Origin of the sequence: Pseudomonas sp. StFLB209 (assembly GCF_000829415.1) — a bacterium.
GTDB lineage: Bacteria > Pseudomonadota > Gammaproteobacteria > Pseudomonadales > Pseudomonadaceae > Aquipseudomonas.
Map to the genome: position 1 here is coordinate 2,108,728 of NZ_AP014637.1, position 15,269 is coordinate 2,123,996.

Here is a 15,269-nt window from a genome sequence, read left to right on the forward strand (position 1 = left end):
AGGGCTTGTCTGGCGCGAGCAATGGCCGCGCTGTGTCTGACCACACTGGGCCTGACCTCGCTGGTCGCGTGTGCCGAGAGCGACAGCGAGGCACCGGCCAGCAACAAGCTGGATAACCCCAAACCGTTGCCCGATGACGTCAGCCTGCCATTGCCGTGTGGCGGCGAAATGGTCATGCGCTACGTATACATCCTCGCTGAAGGCGCGCTGGATGACCGTGAAATCAGCCTGGGTTATCCGTTCAGTGAAGGTGAGGCGGGCTACAAGCAGTCGTTCATTTCCGGCTACCGACGCGACTTCATCAATGGCCAGTTCACCGCTGAAGACCTGGCGCCGGCCTGGCGCAAGACCATCGCGCCACTGTTGCCCAAGGCTGAAAAAGGCACGCCGCTCAAGCCGATGATGTACTTCATCGGCAAGTACGAAGTCACCCAGCGCCAGTACGCCCAAGTCATGGCCCAGGCGCAATCGCTGGCCAGTGGCGAACCCGCCCCGGCTTGCGAGGCCCAGGACGGTATGGCCGGGCGCTTGCCCAAGGTCAAGCTGTCGCGCTTCGAAGCCGAGCGTTTCGCTGCGGTGTACAGCGCTTGGCTGATGAAAAACCACCGCGACCTGTTGCCGGTCAGCGGTCGTGGCAAGGACGCCGAAGACGGCGGGATCGGCTTCGTGCGCCTGCCCACGGAAGTGGAATGGGAATTCGCCGCCCGTGGCGGCCAGGCGGTCAGCCGTCAGGATCTGGAAGGCCGGCTGTTCCCGCGCCGTCAGGACGGCCAGGAAGGCGACGGCCCGTTGGCTGACTGGGCGGTGTACAGCCAGGTGGCTGGCGGTACGGGGCAGGGCGCGCGGCTGATGCCGATTGGCACCAAGCTGCCCAACCCGATCGGTATGTTCGATGTGATCGGCAACGCCGCCGAGATGGTGCAGGAATCCTTCCAGTTGGTGCATGCCGGGCGCCGCCAAGGCACCTATGGCGGCTTTGTGGCCAAGGGCGGCAATTACCTCGAAGGCGAAGGCACGCTGTTCACCGGCATGCGTCGCGAGTATCCGTTGTTCGCCGCCGACGGCACCGAGCAGCGCAACGAAACCACAGGGTTTCGGGTCGCGCTCGGCGCGCTGTCGGCGCCGCGCTCACGTTACAAGGAGCTGTTCGAGCAATGGCAGAAGGACGGCCGGCTGGCGTCGCTGACCGATGACATCGATGCGGTCAATGACCCGACCAAGCGCCTGGACAGCATCATTGGCACCACTGCCGACCCGCGTCTACAAGCCGAGTTGGGTCTGGTCAACGAAGAGCTCAAGCGCAACGTGGCGCTGATTGCCCTGCAACGTGAAGAGGCTGCCGGCAACCTGATCCAGTCCGCTGCCCTGGTGGCCGAGACCATCAATAACTACAACATCCGCCTGACCAACCTGCAAAAAACCCAGAAGCAGGCCGCCGATGCCGGTGACCAGGCCAGCGCCGCGATGTTCGCCTCGGCGATGGCCAACGGGCGCAGCGCGCTGGAGGGTGCCGTGGCGATCTACATCGACAACCTGGCCACCGGCACGCGCTACACCGACGCGGTGATTCAGGCGCAGTTCCAGCGGGTCAAGGAAGAGCTGGCGCGCAAGCCGGTCATCGGCAAAAGCCTGATGAACCGCGCCACGCTGTTCGTGCGTCACGTCGGTGAGTACCGCAAGAACAAGCGCGCCGACCCGGCCGACATCCTCAAACAGTTACTCGTATCGGCCAGCACGCAATGAGTGTGCCGGCCAACACCGCAAGACCCCGCACTGCATTGGGCCGTGCGGGCCTGTCCAAACCTGAAGAAGAGAACGCAGCCATGTTTTTGTCTCGCAAACCATTCGAAGCTCTCGCCAAAAGCCGCAGCCTGTTGCTGGCTACCGCCGGGTTCGGCGCTGTCCTGCTGACCGGTTGCGCCAGCTCACCGGTGTCCAGGGTCGGTGCGACCACCAAGGTCGAGTTCTACCCGACCTGCTACCAGCCTGTGCAGCACTTGCGCCAGACCGACTCAGACATGACCAAGTCAGTTGTCACCGGTGCCGCCATCGGCGCAGTGGGTGGGGCACTGGCCGGCGCGCTGACCGGCAACTCGGAAAAACGCGGCCGTAATGCCGCCATCGGCGCCGCCGGTGGTGCCTTGGTCGGTGGTGCGGCCGGTTACTACACCGAGCGTCAGAAGCAGATCGCCGACGACAACCAGCGTATTGCGTCGTACGCCGCCGACTTCAACAAGAGCTCGGCCGATATCGACCGCAGCACCGCTTACGCCAAGGCTTCACAGTCGTGCTACCAGCGCGAGTTCGCCAGCCTGGTTACTGCCCGCAAGGCCGGCAGTATCAACGACACCGAAGGTCGCAAGCGCCTGGCAGAAATCGTCGCCGGCCTGAAAGAATCCAACGACCTGATCGTGGCCGTGAACGGCCGTGCCAGCGAAGACCTGAACAACTACACCCAGGCTTACGAGAAAGACCTGCAGCAGGTCGGCGTGAAGCGTAACGACGTGGTGGTTGTCGCCCAGGCTGAGAACCCGCAACTGGTCACCACCAGCAGCAACAAGCAGGGTGCCAAGGCCGCGGACAAGAACACCGGCAAGGCTACTGGCAATAAGACCGGTAACACCGCCAAAGCTGGCAACAGCGGCAAGGCCAACCGAGACAAGCTGCCGGACGTGCCGCGTGAAGCAGTAGGCACCGAGAAGTCTCTGCAGGACGCCAAGAACAAACAGGCAGAGAGCCAACAAGTGGCTGCTGCCGGTCAGAGCGAAGTCGGCCGTATGTGCAAGAACCCTGACGTCGGCGATTGGGCTCCGGTGCCTTGCCCGAATGTGTAACCCGCTGTCTTGAGCGGCCTACCGGTCGCACTTCTGCCTGAGGGCAGAAGTGCCCGGCAGTCGTTCATTGTTTCAAGGAAGAGTCCATGTCCCAGGTTTTAATCGGGTTGAACAATACCCACTCACAAATGATGGCCCGGCAGCGTATCGAGGCCTCCATCAATCTCAAGAAACTCTATGCCGATATTGATGCCGACCCTGCTATCGTCGGTGCGGGTGTGGTCTACATCGATGCCGATTTCAATGTTGTCACCCTGCGCGAGTTCACCCCTCTGTGCAGTCTCAGACCCAAGCGAATCATCCTGCGTGAGGCCAAGCCCTATATTGCGCCAGCGCAGTTCGTCCAGCAGGTGCAGAACAACCCTCGCGAGTCCCGACTGCTGTATGAAGCGGTCAGTACCACCCTGGCGTGCAGCGGAGCGGTGCTGGGGTGGATTGCGGTAATTGGCGGTAGTGTGACAGTGCCGTTTACCGGTGGTGCGAGTCTGGCCATTACTGCCATCGGGGCCGCCTCGCTCGGCGCCGGCACCCTGCAATGCGCGAACGGTCTGTACCGGGTGAAGAACGAACTGCTCAGCCCCGAAATTAACGATCAACTGGACAGCAAAGAGTGGTACACCACCACGTTGGACGTCCTGGATGTGGCTGCATTACTGGGTGTTGCGGCCACGGGGGCAACGGCGGCTCGGTTGCTGCATATGCGCAAAACCATGACCGGTCGCAGCTTTAATCAGTCCCTGCAGAATCTGAACAGACAGGAGCGCAAGCGTCTGACTGAAGAACTGCTGGCTTTACGTCACCCTGACCTGACGCCCAGGCTGATCAAGTTGCAACAACGCAGCGGTGTACTGCCCAAGCGTTACCCAGCGACGGAAATTTCAGCAGCATTCAGAATTAAACTGTCTGAAACCCTCGGTATGGGCGTGGGGCTTGCTGGCAGTTCCCGAGTGCAAAAGAGCATCGCAGTCGGCTTGTACGAGGAACTACCGGAATGAATCATGAAACGGGGTTCTTCACCATTTTGCGGGTGCATCTGCCTATTTTTGCCGCTGCGTTTTTCATGGCGCTGTTTGCCATGTCACTGGCGACCATGATTGTGCTGCAACAGCATGTCTCGGACCCCGAGCAAAATATTCAGTATTACTTTCAGGCCATCGTCGTTCTGTCTGTCTATCTCTGTTCGGCCAACCTTCTGGTGGTTCGCGGACGGCCATGGGGCGTCTGGCTCGTCGTTGCGCTGATGCTGGCCTGCATCCTGACGGTCGTGCTGGGTAGCGGTTATCGCGTCCCTCGCATCATGTATTTTCTCGGGCTGTTCTTTCCTCTGGTTGCACTCTTGCTGCTCAATACCCGGCGTCACCGGGCCATGCGCGAGATCATGGTCAAGGTGCGGGCGGAGCGGGCTGCCATACGCAACAAACGGAAGAAAAGATGATTGTTTGCTCCACTGAGCCAGCATCTACAAGGCGTTGTAGTGAGAGCAGACCTCGATTTCCTATCGATCATGCGTTGGCATTTCCCTGTTTTCATCGTCACGTTTTTTCTGGCGCTGTTTGCCTGCATCCTGATGGTGTTGTTGCACTGGGGAGAGCGACGTGTACCGGGCTCGTGGTCTGTTATCGGCCTGTTGCTGCCGTTATTGGCCCTGTTGATGCTCAACAGCAAGCGCCATCGAGAGTTTCGCACGGTGATGGTTGAGGTTCGCTGGCAGCGTGCTGCGTGGCGCAAGAAGCACAAACAATGATTTCTGTGCAGACGATGGCTGTGGTGCGAGGCTCATTCACCTGATCCGCAAGATCGGTGCGGTCTATCAACCCGGCCTGGTATCTGTTCAAGGCCTAGCAGGTTTGTTTACAGCCTTTTTCGCAGGCAATAAAAAACCCGCCGAAGCGGGTTTGTGTCCAAAACCATTCCAACTCCCTGTCAGTAGCATCCGGGCAATGGCTGATCGTCCTTGATCCTGACCAGCGTCCTGCTCGTCAGTGGATTGGATCCCATAGTAGAGAGTTACCATCCGGGTTCAAATAGCCAAATGCCTCGTCAACGTGTAAGACATTGGCTATTTATGCAATTAATTCTTATTTGGTTTTGCGCAGGCACTAAAAAACCCGCCGAAGCGGGTTTTTTGTCCAGAACCATTCCAACTCCCTGTCGGCAGCATCCAAGCATGGTCGATCGTCCTTGATCCTGGCGAGCTTCCTGTTCACCAGTGGTTGGATCCGATAGTAGGCCTGCTGTCCGAGCATTCAAATGGCAATTGTTCGCTAGCGCGTGTAAGCCTTTGGCTATTGTTGCGCTTCAGATTCCGGTGAGACCGGTGCTGCGCTGGCTTCGTCGGCTAATTGTGGTGCGGCAACAGGCGGCAAGCTGGCGGCAGGCGGGGCGATGTCGGCGGTATGGCGGCGCAACTGCGACAGCATCAGGCACAGGCTGAGGATCGCCAAGAGCGCACAGAGCAGGATCAACCCATAGGGGCGGGGTGTGCGCAGCGGGCGGGGCAGGCTTTTGCCTGGGTGGCTGCCGAGTACCACGTCAATGTGGCCAGGTTCAGTGCGATTGATGCGGATGATGCCGTCATCCTTGTCCGGTGTTCCGGGGGCTTGCATTGCTGCTCCTTGCAGATCCATTGCGTATCCAGCTGTATCGGCGCTGACGGATTTTTCTGTAACGTATCGGGTCTGCCGGCACACCACGCCATTCAACGAGCGAGCGACCATGCCCGACACCCTGCTGCAACGCCACGACTATCGCCACTTCCAGCCGATCACCACGCGCTGGCAGGACAACGATATCTATGGGCATATCAATAACGTGGCCTATTACAGCTTTTTCGACAGCGCCGTGAATGCCTGGCTGATCGAGCGTGGCGGGCTGGATATCCATGACGGTAAGGTGGCGGGGCTGGTGGTCAGTTCGGCGTGCGACTACTTTGCGTCAGTCGCTTATCCGGAGCTGATCGAAGTCGGGCTAAGGGTGGCCCGACTTGGTGGCAGTACCGTGGAGTACGAGCTGGCAGTGTTCCGGGTCGGGGAAGACGAACCCTGTGCGGCGGGGCGGTTTGTCCAGGTGTTCATCGACCGGCAGTCAAGCCAGCCGGTGGCGATTCCAGATGCCTTGCGTGAGGCGTTGCAAGCGCTGCTTATCGCCTCGTAGGAGCAGCTTTAGCTGCGAAGGCTCGCAGCTAAAGCTTCGCTGCTAAAGCAGCTCCTACGAAAGCCCGGTTACCGAGCTGGCGCGAAAAGCCCCTTCCTTCAGGTGGGGGATGAAAGCGCCACCGCGAAGCGGTCATAGGGGTTAACATCCATAAAACCGCCCCTATTCTGTGTTTCATGACTGAAATGAAAGCGACCAAAACCCTCAAGATTCGAGTGCGAGACAAGCACGCAGCGCAGCTGCGTGAAGCTTCTCGTGCTGTGAATTTTGTGTGGAACTATGTAAACGAGTTGAGCAGTCGCTCGATTCGTGAGCATGGTCGTTTTCTGTCGGCGTTCGACATTCACAAGCACACCAACGGGGCCGGCAAAGACCTGGGGCTGCACAGCCAATCGGTGCAGGCTGTTGCCGACGAATATGTCACACGGCGCAAGCAGTTCAAAAAGCGCCAGCTACGCTGGCGCTGCTCGGGCGGCGCCCGGCGCAGCCTGGGCTGGGTGCCCTTGAAGGTCGGCGCTGCTGTCTGGAAAAACGGCCAGGTCGTCTTCAACAAACAGCACTTCAAGGTCTGGGACAGCTACGGCCTGGCGGGCTTTAAATTCAGATCCGGTAGCTTCAACGAGGACAGCCGTGGACGCTGGTATTTCAACGTCGTGGTCGAGGTCGACCGGCAGTTATCGCCAGGCCAGGACGCGGTGGGTATCGACCTCGGACTGAAAACCACGGCCACCTGCAGCGACGGTGATCGCCTTGAAAGCGGCAGGTTCTACCGGGATCTGGAGAGCGCCCTGGGCACGGCCCAGCGCGCCGGCAAGAAGGCCCGTGTGCGGGCGATTCACGCCAAAATTGCGAACCGCCGCAAGGACTCCCTGCATAAGTTCAGCAACGCGCTGGTCGCGCGTTGTGGCGTCATTGTGGTGGGCGATGTGAACTCACTGAAACTCGCGAAAACCAGGATGGCCAAGTCGGTGCTGGACGCCGGCTGGGGTCAATTGAAAACCATGCTGGAATACAAATGCGATCACGCAGGCACGGTTTTCAAGGTTGTTAGCGAGAGAAACACCACCCAAACCTGTTCGAGCTGCAAGCAATTGCCGGACTCGAGGCCGAGAGGTATCGCAGGGCTTGGAATAAGGGAATGGACTTGTTGTGGGTGTGGTGCCACCCACGACCGCGACGTCAACGCCGCCAAGAACATTCTCGCGCTCGGGCATGAGCGTCCAGTTGTGGGAATCCCCGCCCTTTAGGGCGGGGAGGATGTCAACAAAGCACGGTGCTCTTGCCGGATCAACGATGACGCCAGTGGCGGTCGTGTTTGCGATGACCGTAGTGCTTGCGCGGGCCATGACCATGGCGATACTCACGGCGATCATTGCCGCCACGGTAGCGACGGTCGTCATCGCGGCTTTCATTGCCCATGTAGTTGCCCAGCGCACCACCGGCGCCGCCGCCGGCTGCGGCACCGATCAGGCTGCCGGTGTTGCCGCCAACGCTGCGGCCGATCACGTTACCGCCGGCAGCGCCCAGGCCACCGCCGATGGCGGCTTCAGTCCGGTTGCGGCGGTCTGCGCCGACCGCGCCGCCTGCGGCACCACCCAGGCCGGCGCCAATCGCCGCACCGGTGCTACCGCCAATCTGCTGGCCGACCACTGAGCCAAGAACCCCGCCCAATGCACCGCCAACGCCCGCTTCCAGGTTGCCACCGGCAAGGGCGGAACCGGTCACGAGAGAAAGTGACAACAACAGAACCGAGGAGAATTTCATGTGGGCTATCTCATAGGGATGACGGCGCGATCGTGCAATTAACAATTACTTCAGGCAACGCAAATCCGACGAATAGCACGACCTGCGCACAAATAACTAAGCTGTTGTTTTGTATAGGGAACTTAGTTGTTTTTTAACGGTCATAGACCGCTTGTAGCCACTCTTTTTACCCGCTAATACAGGCGTTGCGCGCTGTTGGGTCAGATAATTGCAAACGATGTGGCAGGCAGTAAAATCACTTGAGAAATAATTTTTAACATATATTTCCCAACTAGTGAATGAACTTTTTAAAGGCGTTTATACGTCTTCAAAAAAGGGCCGCTGATGACAGCGGCCCTGATCACCTCAGATAATCCGCGCCGTTTCTCTGGCCCGTTCGATCCGGATTGCAATGAACTTCGAGGTCGGCGTGTGGCTGCCGGCGCCGACGCTTTCCAGGGGTACCAGCGGGTTGACCTCTGGATAGTAAGCCGCAGCCTGACCGGCTGGAATGTCGAATGCCAGCAGGGTAAAGCCCTGCACACGACGTTCGTGGTCGTCACCCCAGATCGAGATCAGGTCCACTTTCTGGCCGGGCTGGAAGCCCAGCCGAATGATGTCCGCCTCGTTGGCAAACACCACGTCACGCTGGCCCTTCACGCCCCGGTAACGGTCATCCAGGCCGTAGATGGTGGTGTTGTACTGGTCATGGGAGCGCATCGATTGCAGGATCAGGTCCGGCTGCTGGCCGGTGCTGCTCACGCGCTCGTCGATCAGGCTGCCTGGCAAGGCGTTGGACTTGAAGTTGGCGCGGCCCGAGGCGGTGTTCCAGCGGCGTGAGCCGGCCGAGTTGCCCAGGTAGAAACCGCCCGGATTATCGACCCGGGTATTGAAGTCCTTGAAGCCTGGAATGGTATCGGCGATCAGCTCGCGGATGCGGCTGTAGTCTTCGATCAGCCACAGCCAGTCGACCGGCTTTTTGCCCAGAGTAGCGTTGGCGATCCCGGCAATGATGGCGGGCTCCGAACGCATGTGTCTGGACAGCGGCTGCAACTGGCCGAACGAGGCGTGGACCATGCTGAACGAGTCTTCCACGGTAACCGCTTGCGCGCCGTTAGCCTGCTGGTCGATATCGGTGCGGCCGTAGCACGGCAGAATCAGCGCCTCCTTGCCGTGGAACAAATGGCTGCGGTTGAGCTTGGTACTGATCTGTACGGTCAGGTCGCAGTTCTGCAGGGCCGCCGCGGTACGCGGGGTGTCCGGGGTGGCCTGGGCGAAGTTGCCGCCCAGGGCAATGAACACCTTGGCGCGACCTTCGGCCATGGCGTGGATGGCCTCGACCACGTTATGGCCGTTGTCACGCGGCACCTTGAACTGGAAGCGCTGCTCCAGCGCGTCGAGCAGGAACTTCGGCGGACGCTCGTTGATGCCCATGGTGCGGTCGCCCTGCACGTTACTGTGCCCGCGTACCGGGCACAGGCCGGCGCCTGGCTTGCCGATGTTGCCGCGCAGCAGCATCAGGTTGGAAATTTCCTGAATGGTCGCCACCGAGTGGCGATGCTGGGTGATGCCCATCGCCCAGCACATGATCACGTTCTTGCCTTTGACGTACATGCGCGCGGCGCGCTCGATGTCGTCCAGCGCCAGGCCCGATTGCTCCAGGATCGACTCCCACGACGTGGCATCGATGGCCGCCAGGTAGTCGAGCACGCCGTCGGTGTGCTCATTGAGGAAGGTGTGGTCGAAAACCGGCTCAGCGTTGTTGTCCTGAGCCTCGCGCTCCCACTGGCGCAGGAACTTGGCCATGCCGCGCAGCACGGCCATGTCGCCGCCCAGTGCCGGGCGGAAGAACGCGGTGTTGGTCGGCTTGTCGCTGTTGGTCAGCATCTCCACCGGGTGCTGCGGGTGCTGGAAACGCTCCAGGCCACGCTCTTTGAGCGGGTTGACCACCACCACCTGGGCGCCACGTTTTACTGCATCACGCAGCGGGTCAAGCATCCGTGGGTGGTTGGTGCCGGGGTTCTGGCCCCAGACGAAAATTGCGTCGGCGTGTTCGAAGTCGTCGAACGTCACCGTGCCTTTGCCCACGCCGACGGCCTGCGACAAGGCTACGCCACTGGCCTCGTGGCACATGTTCGAGCAATCGGGGAAGTTGTTGGTGCCATAGGCGCGCACGAACAATTGATAGAGATAAGCCGCTTCGTTGCTGGCCCGGCCGGAGGTGTAGAACTCGGCCATGTTCTGGTCGGGCAGGTTGTTCAGGTGTTTGGCGATCAGCGCAAAGGCGTCGTCCCAGGCGATAGGCTTGTAGCGGTCGGTTTCCCGGTCGTAGACCATCGGCTCGGTCAGGCGGCCTTGATACTCCAGCCAGTAGTCGCTCTGTTCCAGCAGTTGCGTGACGCTGTGGCGGGCGAAGAACGCCGGGTCGACGCGGCGCTTGGTGGCTTCCCAGTTGACCGCCTTGGCGCCGTTTTCGCAGAACTTGACCATGCCGCTTTCCGGCGAGTCGCCCCAGGCGCAGCCCGGGCAGTCAAAGCCGCCGTTCTGGTTGGTCTTGAGCATGGCGCGCAGGTTCTTCAGCGCGTTGTCGCTGCCCAGCCAGGCCTGGGTCACGCTGATCAGTGCGCCCCAGCCACCGGCCGGACCCTTGTACGGCTTGTAGGCAGGTTTCGGTGTCTTGTCGGCTTGATGATGAGTCACGGTCGGTTCTCCATCGCAGGGCTGTAGACCCGCGGCGCACTGTGATGCGGCAGGTGAATCAGGTTGAGGTTATGGCTGCGCGCCCATTGCAGGGCAAGGCCGGTGGGCGACGACAGGCTGACCAGGGTCTGGATGCCCGCGCGCAATGCCTTCTGGATCAGTTCCAGGCTGCAGCGGCTGGTGACGACGGCCACGCCACCGGCCAGGGGAATGTCCTGGCGGATCAGTGCACCGATAAGTTTGTCCAGAGCGTTATGCCGGCCGATGTCTTCGCGGCTGAGCAGCAATTGGCCCTGGTTGTTCATGAACAGCGCGGCATGCACCGCGCCGCTGGACTTGCCCAGCGGCTGGAAGTCGCTGATGCGCTGGCGCAAGCCGTCCAGCCAGTGAATCGGTGGCAGCGGTGCCGGGGCCAAGGCATCGAGTTGCGGCAATGCCTGCTCAACCGCTTCGACACCGCACAGCCCGCAGCCAGTGGTGCCGGCCATCTGGCGGCGATTCTCTTTGAGCGCCCAGAATGCCCGGCTGGCGATTTCGACCTCGGCCTGCATGGCCGAGCCGCAGCCACTGAGGCTGAAGTCATAGATTTCGTCGCTTGACGCAATGATGCCGCTGCCCAGGCTGAAGCCGACAATGAAGTCTTCCAGGTCGGTCGGGCTGACCAGCATCACTGCCTGGCTGATGCCGTTGTAGGCAATGGCCAGCGCAACTTCTTCGGCCAGCGCGGTTTCGGCCGCCTGCAAGCCATCGAGGTGGGTGTATTGATAGGACTTACTGGCGCTGAGCGCAGGCGCATCCTGTGCCGACGCCGTGCTGACCGTGCGTTTGGCGTGCATGGGCTGGTATACCGGCAGATTGATAGCTCTAAGACTAGGCCGGTTGTCGGACTGCGTCTAATCGCTAGTTCTGATGCCGTGATAGATGACGTCGATCAATGCGCCTGCGCCGGATTTCTGCTCAGCGCCAGGCTGTGCACTGGCGCACAAGCCTGGCCAGCCGGTTATTTTTCGCTCAAGTCGAGACCGGTGCTCATCAGTTGGAAACACACCTGCGCCAAGGGCGAATGCGGTGCGGTGTTACGCATGATCAGGCCCAGCCGGGCCAGGGTGCGAGCGTCTTCGATGGGGTGCAGGCGCAAGGTGTCGCCCAGATCTTCCAGGCCCCCGGCCAGCGGCATGATTGCGCAGCACAGCCCGCCCTGGACGGCCTGCATCAACTGATGAACGGCGTCGGTTTGCAACAGCGGCTGCGGTTGCAGGCCACGGCTCTGGAAGTTGTGATCGATGGATTGACGAAAATGCATGCTGCCGGTCAGCAGGCCCAGTGGCAGATCCATCAGGTCGGCCCAGCTCAGGGGGTGTTCGCCGAACTGGAAATGGCGCTGATCATACAGCAGGCCCATATGGGTTTCGTTGAGCGGCAGGGCCTGGAAGCGGGTGGCGTCCAGCCGCTCGAAATACGACACGCCCAGGTCGATCTGGTTGCTCGACAACTGCTCAAGGATCTGTTCGGAACTGAGCGACGACAGGACGAACTGCAAGTTGGGGTGCAATTGGTGCATGCGTTGCAGCAAGGGCAGCGGGTCGAAGCTCGACAGCGGCACTACGCCCAGGCGCAGCGTGCCGACCAGATGCCCACGGCAGGCGGCAGCTTCTGCCTGCAAGCCGTCATAGGCGGCCAGCACCGTGCGCGCCCAGGCCAGCACCCGTTCGCCCGGCGCGGTAAAGCCTTCGAAGCGCTGGCCGCGCTTGACCAGTTCCAGCTCCAGTTCCTGCTCAAGATTGCGCAGGCGCATCGACAGGGTGGGCTGGGTGATATTGCAGCGGGCAGCCGCCTGTCCGAAGTGCTGGGTCTCGTCGAGGGCAATCAGGAATTTCAGTTGCTTGATGTCCATCTTCACTCCGGGCGGTGGGCAGGCAGGCGACCGATTCTACGCATCCGTAACAGCTTTGAGACAGCCGGTTGCGTTGGTCGGCGCAACGGTTGCCGGCACCTGTGGCAACTATCGTTGTTGTGGCAGATGTCAATCAAGCCGTTAGGGAGGATGACCCGTGGGACTTATTGATTTCGTAAAAAGTGCAGGCGAGAAACTCGTCGACCTTATCACGCCGGGCCAGGCCGCTGCCCAGCAGCCTACTGCCGAGCAGTTGGCACAACGCCTCGATGAACTGGGTCTGGATAAGTCGAACGTTAATATCGCTGTACAAGATGGCAAGGTCGTTTTGACCGGCAATGTGGCGAATCAGGAACAGAAAGAAAAGATCGCGCTGGCGGCGGGCAATTGCGCAGGTATCGAGCAGGTTGATGACCAGCTCACCGTCAGCGGCAGTCCCTCGCCAGGGGCTCAAGCGAACTTCGTGACGGTCGTATCGGGCGACACCCTGAGCAAGATTGCCAAGCGCGTCTATGGTGACCCGAACCAGTACCAGAAGATCTTCGAAGCCAACCAACCCATGCTCAGCCACCCGGATAAAATCTATCCGGGGCAGGTTCTGCGGATCCCCAACTGAGCGGCATCAACCAGTAGAACTGTTTTGAATGTCCTGCTGCCTTCACGACCAGGGTCGTTCCCGTTGTATTTCAAGGCAGGATCGGGTCGGGACCGACCGGGCAGCGGCTCCTACGCCGTTGTGAGCCCTTCGAGCAGTGCCAGGTAATCACCGACGGCGGCGAACTCTTCAGTGTTTTTCGGCCCCTGCTGGCTGTCGGGTTCACTGACTGCCAGCAAGTGGGCTACGCCGTAGGCCCGGGCGCTGCGCAGTATTGGTAAGGTGTCGTCGATGAACAGGCTGCGCGCCGGGTCGAACGCTGTGTCGGCGTGCAGGGCGTCCCAGAATTGCGGGTTTTCCTTGGGAAAGCCGTAGTCGTGAGAGCTGATCAGGCGCTCGAAGTAGGGCGCCAGCTCAATGCGCTCCAGCTTCAACGACAGCGAGTCGCGGTGGGCGTTGGTGATCATGATCACCCGTTTGCCGGCGCGCTGGATAGCGGCCAGAAAGGTCTGCGCATCCGGGCGCAGCGCGATCAGGTGGGCGACCTCCAGCTTGAGTTCACGGATCGGCAGTTTCAGCTCGCGGCTCCAGAAATCCAGGCAATACCAGTTCAGGGTGCCGGCGTTATCCACAAACAGCGGCTTGATCTCAAGCCAGGCCATGGCTTCGCTGATGCCATGCAGCTCGGCGTAGCGCCGCGGCAGGTGGTGCATCCAGAAGTGCTGGTCGAAGTGCAGGTCCAGCAGCGTGCCGTCCATGTCCAGCAGGACGGTGTCGATCTCGTTCCAGGGCAAGTCAGGCATACCGGTTTCTCTGTTGGCGACTGAAGGAAGATCTGGCACAGATCATGGGCAAAGCCACGTATAGTACTGCGCTCTTGCCAAGGAGTCTGTCATGCGCCAGAAACCCGATGTGCTTGCCCGAGAAATCGTCGCCAGCAGCCGTCTGTTCCGTGTCGAAGCCGTGCAGTTGCGTTTTGCCAACGGTGCCGAGCGAACTTATGAGCGACTGGTAGGGCGCGGCACCGGCCATGGCGCGGTGATGATTGTCGCGATGTACGACGCCGATCACGCGCTGCTGATCGAGGAATACTGCGGCGGCACTGAAGAGTATGAACTGTCGCTGCCCAAAGGGCTGGTCGAACCCGGCGAAGATGTATTGGCCGCTGCCAACCGAGAGCTCAAGGAAGAAGCCGGTTTTGGTGCCCGGCAACTGGAGCATCTGACCGAACTGTCGCTGTCGCCAGGCTACATGACCCAGAAAATTCAGGTGGTACTGGCCAGCGATCTGTATGAAGAGCGTCTGGAGGGCGATGAGCCCGAGCCGATCCGCGTCGACAAAATCAACCTGCGTGACCTGGCCAGCCTGGCGCAAAATCCCCGGTTCAGTGAAGGCCGTGCCCTGGCCGCGCTGTACCTGGCCCGTGATCTGTTGACCCAACGTGGACTCTACCTGCCATGAGCGAATTGCCTGACAACCTCCCCCATCCCCTGTTGGCCCCGGTCGTGGAGCTGGCGCGGCGCGCCGGTGAGGCGATCCTGCCACACTGGCGCAGCGGCGTAGAGGTCACCGCCAAGGCTGATGATTCGCCGGTCACGGTGGCCGATCTGGCGGCGCACAAGGTGCTGGTCGAAGGTTTGCAGGCTCTGGACCCGAGCATTCATGTGTTGTCCGAAGAAGATGCCGATATTCCCCAGGCTGAACGTGCCAACTGGCAGCGCTGGTGGCTGGTCGATCCGCTGGACGGCACCAAGGAGTTCATTGCCGGCAGTGAAGAGTTCACCGTCAACGTCGCCTTGATCGAACGCGGCCGGGTGGTGTTCGGGGTGGTGTCGATGCCGACCAACGGTCGTTGCTGGTTCGGCGGTGCGGGTCTTGGCGCGTGGCGCAGCGAAGTGGCCGGGCCGTGTGAGGCCATTGGGGTCCGTGACAGCGCTGGCGCCGGCCAGCCGTTCACCGTGGTCGCCAGCCGCCGCCACACCAGTGCGCAGCAGGAGCAACTGCTCAATGGTCTGGCCGAAGGGCTGGGTGAGCTGCAACTGACCAATATCGGCAGCTCGCTGAAATTCTGCCTGCTGGCCGAAGGCAGCGCTGACTGCTACCCGCGTCTGGCCCCGACCTCGCAATGGGACACCGCTGCGGCACAAGGCGTGCTGGAAGGTGCCGGCGGCGTGGTGCTGCAGCTTGATGGCGAGCCGTTCAGCTACCCGCCACGCGAGTCGCTGCTCAACCCGTTCTTCGTCGCCCTGCCAGCCAACGCCCCATGGCGCGCCCGCCTGCTGGAGCTGGCCCGCAGCTAAAGCCACGCCCGTAGGACCGGCTTCAGCCGGGAAGCCTTCGCGGCTAAAAC

At 60.9% G+C, this 15,269-nt stretch carries 16 protein-coding genes; 10 read left to right on the plus strand and 6 right to left on the minus strand.

Going from position 1 to position 15,269, the window contains the following annotated elements:
- Nucleotides 1-21 precede the first annotated feature (21 nt).
- From PSCI_RS09710 to PSCI_RS09730, 5 genes are all read left to right on the plus strand, one after another.
- Nucleotides 22-1,743 (plus strand): formylglycine-generating enzyme family protein, encoded by a 1,722-nt coding sequence (locus PSCI_RS09710; RefSeq protein WP_373568519.1) that lies wholly within the window; start codon nucleotides 22-24, stop codon nucleotides 1,741-1,743.
- Between the two features lie 80 nt (nucleotides 1,744-1,823).
- Entirely contained in the window at nucleotides 1,824-2,834 is a 1,011-nt protein-coding gene (gene tagQ, locus PSCI_RS09715; RefSeq protein ID WP_045494090.1) for a type VI secretion system-associated lipoprotein TagQ, read from the plus strand.
- 86 nt (nucleotides 2,835-2,920) lie between these two features.
- Nucleotides 2,921-3,829 (plus strand): hypothetical protein, encoded by a 909-nt coding sequence (locus PSCI_RS09720; protein WP_045485714.1) that lies wholly within the window; start codon nucleotides 2,921-2,923, stop codon nucleotides 3,827-3,829.
- Nucleotides 3,826-4,269 carry a hypothetical protein gene (locus PSCI_RS09725; protein WP_045485716.1) on the plus strand — a complete coding sequence of 148 codons (444 nt, stop codon included), beginning with the start codon at nucleotides 3,826-3,828 and terminating at the stop codon, nucleotides 4,267-4,269. The genes PSCI_RS09720 and PSCI_RS09725 overlap by 4 nt, the downstream gene beginning before the upstream one ends.
- A complete protein-coding gene (locus PSCI_RS09730) occupies nucleotides 4,270-4,578 on the plus strand; it encodes a hypothetical protein (protein ID WP_231906398.1) in 309 nt (102 codons plus the stop codon). It begins immediately after the preceding gene.
- 541 nt (nucleotides 4,579-5,119) lie between these two features.
- Here PSCI_RS09730 and PSCI_RS09735 read toward each other — a convergent pair.
- Nucleotides 5,120-5,440: a hypothetical protein gene (locus PSCI_RS09735; protein WP_045485718.1), complete on the minus strand. Its 321-nt coding sequence runs from the start codon at nucleotides 5,438-5,440 to the stop codon at nucleotides 5,120-5,122.
- A gap of 109 nt (nucleotides 5,441-5,549) precedes the next feature.
- On the opposite strand from PSCI_RS09735, the gene PSCI_RS09740 reads away from it, so the two are divergent.
- Nucleotides 5,550-5,987 (plus strand): acyl-CoA thioesterase, encoded by a 438-nt coding sequence (locus PSCI_RS09740; RefSeq protein WP_045485720.1) that lies wholly within the window; start codon nucleotides 5,550-5,552, stop codon nucleotides 5,985-5,987.
- 185 nt (nucleotides 5,988-6,172) lie between these two features.
- On the plus strand, nucleotides 6,173-7,234 hold the full coding sequence (locus tag PSCI_RS09745; protein WP_045485722.1) for an RNA-guided endonuclease InsQ/TnpB family protein: 1,062 nt from the start codon (nucleotides 6,173-6,175) through the stop codon (nucleotides 7,232-7,234).
- 40 nt (nucleotides 7,235-7,274) lie between these two features.
- Here the strand turns inward: PSCI_RS09745 and PSCI_RS09750 are convergent, their stop codons facing one another.
- The 4 genes from PSCI_RS09750 to PSCI_RS09765 all read right to left on the minus strand — a co-directional run bounded on the left by PSCI_RS09750 (nucleotide 7,275) and on the right by PSCI_RS09765 (nucleotide 12,324).
- The gene (locus tag PSCI_RS09750; protein ID WP_045485724.1) at nucleotides 7,275-7,751 is read right to left on the minus strand and encodes a YMGG-like glycine zipper-containing protein; all 477 of its coding nucleotides are present in this window, start codon (nucleotides 7,749-7,751) and stop codon (nucleotides 7,275-7,277) included.
- Nucleotides 7,752-8,096: 345 nt separating this feature from the next.
- Complete coding sequence (locus tag PSCI_RS09755) at nucleotides 8,097-10,430, minus strand: FdhF/YdeP family oxidoreductase (protein ID WP_045485726.1); 2,334 nt, start codon at nucleotides 10,428-10,430, stop codon at nucleotides 8,097-8,099.
- Nucleotides 10,427-11,266: a formate dehydrogenase accessory sulfurtransferase FdhD gene (fdhD, locus tag PSCI_RS09760; RefSeq protein WP_045485728.1), complete on the minus strand. Its 840-nt coding sequence runs from the start codon at nucleotides 11,264-11,266 to the stop codon at nucleotides 10,427-10,429. Before fdhD ends, PSCI_RS09755 begins: the two co-directional genes overlap by 4 nt.
- Nucleotides 11,267-11,430: 164 nt before the next feature.
- Nucleotides 11,431-12,324 (minus strand): LysR family transcriptional regulator, encoded by an 894-nt coding sequence (locus PSCI_RS09765; protein ID WP_045485731.1) that lies wholly within the window; start codon nucleotides 12,322-12,324, stop codon nucleotides 11,431-11,433.
- Nucleotides 12,325-12,481: 157 nt separating this feature from the next.
- Between PSCI_RS09765 and lysM the strand changes: the two genes are divergently transcribed.
- Nucleotides 12,482-12,940 carry a peptidoglycan-binding protein LysM gene (gene lysM / locus PSCI_RS09770; protein ID WP_045485734.1) on the plus strand — a complete coding sequence of 153 codons (459 nt, stop codon included), beginning with the start codon at nucleotides 12,482-12,484 and terminating at the stop codon, nucleotides 12,938-12,940.
- 110 nt (nucleotides 12,941-13,050) lie between these two features.
- On the opposite strand, the gene yrfG is transcribed toward lysM, so the two are convergent.
- On the minus strand, nucleotides 13,051-13,722 hold the full coding sequence (gene yrfG / locus PSCI_RS09775; protein WP_045485738.1) for a GMP/IMP nucleotidase: 672 nt from the start codon (nucleotides 13,720-13,722) through the stop codon (nucleotides 13,051-13,053).
- Nucleotides 13,723-13,813: 91 nt separating this feature from the next.
- Here yrfG and nudE point away from each other — a divergent pair, with 91 nt between their 5' ends.
- Both nudE and cysQ read left to right on the plus strand, forming a co-directional pair.
- Nucleotides 13,814-14,380: an ADP compounds hydrolase NudE gene (nudE, locus tag PSCI_RS09780; RefSeq protein WP_045485741.1), complete on the plus strand. Its 567-nt coding sequence runs from the start codon at nucleotides 13,814-13,816 to the stop codon at nucleotides 14,378-14,380.
- Nucleotides 14,377-15,219 carry a 3'(2'),5'-bisphosphate nucleotidase CysQ gene (cysQ, locus tag PSCI_RS09785; protein WP_045485744.1) on the plus strand — a complete coding sequence of 281 codons (843 nt, stop codon included), beginning with the start codon at nucleotides 14,377-14,379 and terminating at the stop codon, nucleotides 15,217-15,219. The genes nudE and cysQ overlap by 4 nt, the downstream gene beginning before the upstream one ends.
- The last annotated feature ends 50 nt before the right edge of the window (nucleotides 15,220-15,269 follow it).

Excerpts from the sequence above, each read along its gene's own strand:
- PSCI_RS09735 (WP_045485718.1), bottom strand. The coding sequence starts at position 5,440 with ATGCAAGCCCCCGGAACACCGGACAAGGATGACGGCATCATCCGCATC.
- PSCI_RS09725 (WP_045485716.1), top strand. The coding sequence starts at position 3,826 with ATGAATCATGAAACGGGGTTCTTCACCATTTTGCGGGTGCATCTGCCT.
- PSCI_RS09765 (WP_045485731.1), bottom strand. The coding sequence starts at position 12,324 with ATGGACATCAAGCAACTGAAATTCCTGATTGCCCTCGACGAGACCCAG.
- yrfG (WP_045485738.1), bottom strand. The coding sequence starts at position 13,722 with ATGCCTGACTTGCCCTGGAACGAGATCGACACCGTCCTGCTGGACATG.
- PSCI_RS09710 (WP_373568519.1), top strand. The coding sequence starts at position 22 with ATGGCCGCGCTGTGTCTGACCACACTGGGCCTGACCTCGCTGGTCGCG.
- tagQ (WP_045494090.1), top strand. The coding sequence starts at position 1,824 with ATGTTTTTGTCTCGCAAACCATTCGAAGCTCTCGCCAAAAGCCGCAGC.
- PSCI_RS09740 (WP_045485720.1), top strand. The coding sequence starts at position 5,550 with ATGCCCGACACCCTGCTGCAACGCCACGACTATCGCCACTTCCAGCCG.
- fdhD (WP_045485728.1), bottom strand. The coding sequence starts at position 11,266 with ATGCACGCCAAACGCACGGTCAGCACGGCGTCGGCACAGGATGCGCCT.
- PSCI_RS09720 (WP_045485714.1), top strand. The coding sequence starts at position 2,921 with ATGTCCCAGGTTTTAATCGGGTTGAACAATACCCACTCACAAATGATG.
- PSCI_RS09745 (WP_045485722.1), top strand. The coding sequence starts at position 6,173 with ATGAAAGCGACCAAAACCCTCAAGATTCGAGTGCGAGACAAGCACGCA.
- nudE (WP_045485741.1), top strand. The coding sequence starts at position 13,814 with ATGCGCCAGAAACCCGATGTGCTTGCCCGAGAAATCGTCGCCAGCAGC.
- PSCI_RS09750 (WP_045485724.1), bottom strand. The coding sequence starts at position 7,751 with ATGAAATTCTCCTCGGTTCTGTTGTTGTCACTTTCTCTCGTGACCGGT.
- cysQ (WP_045485744.1), top strand. The coding sequence starts at position 14,377 with ATGAGCGAATTGCCTGACAACCTCCCCCATCCCCTGTTGGCCCCGGTC.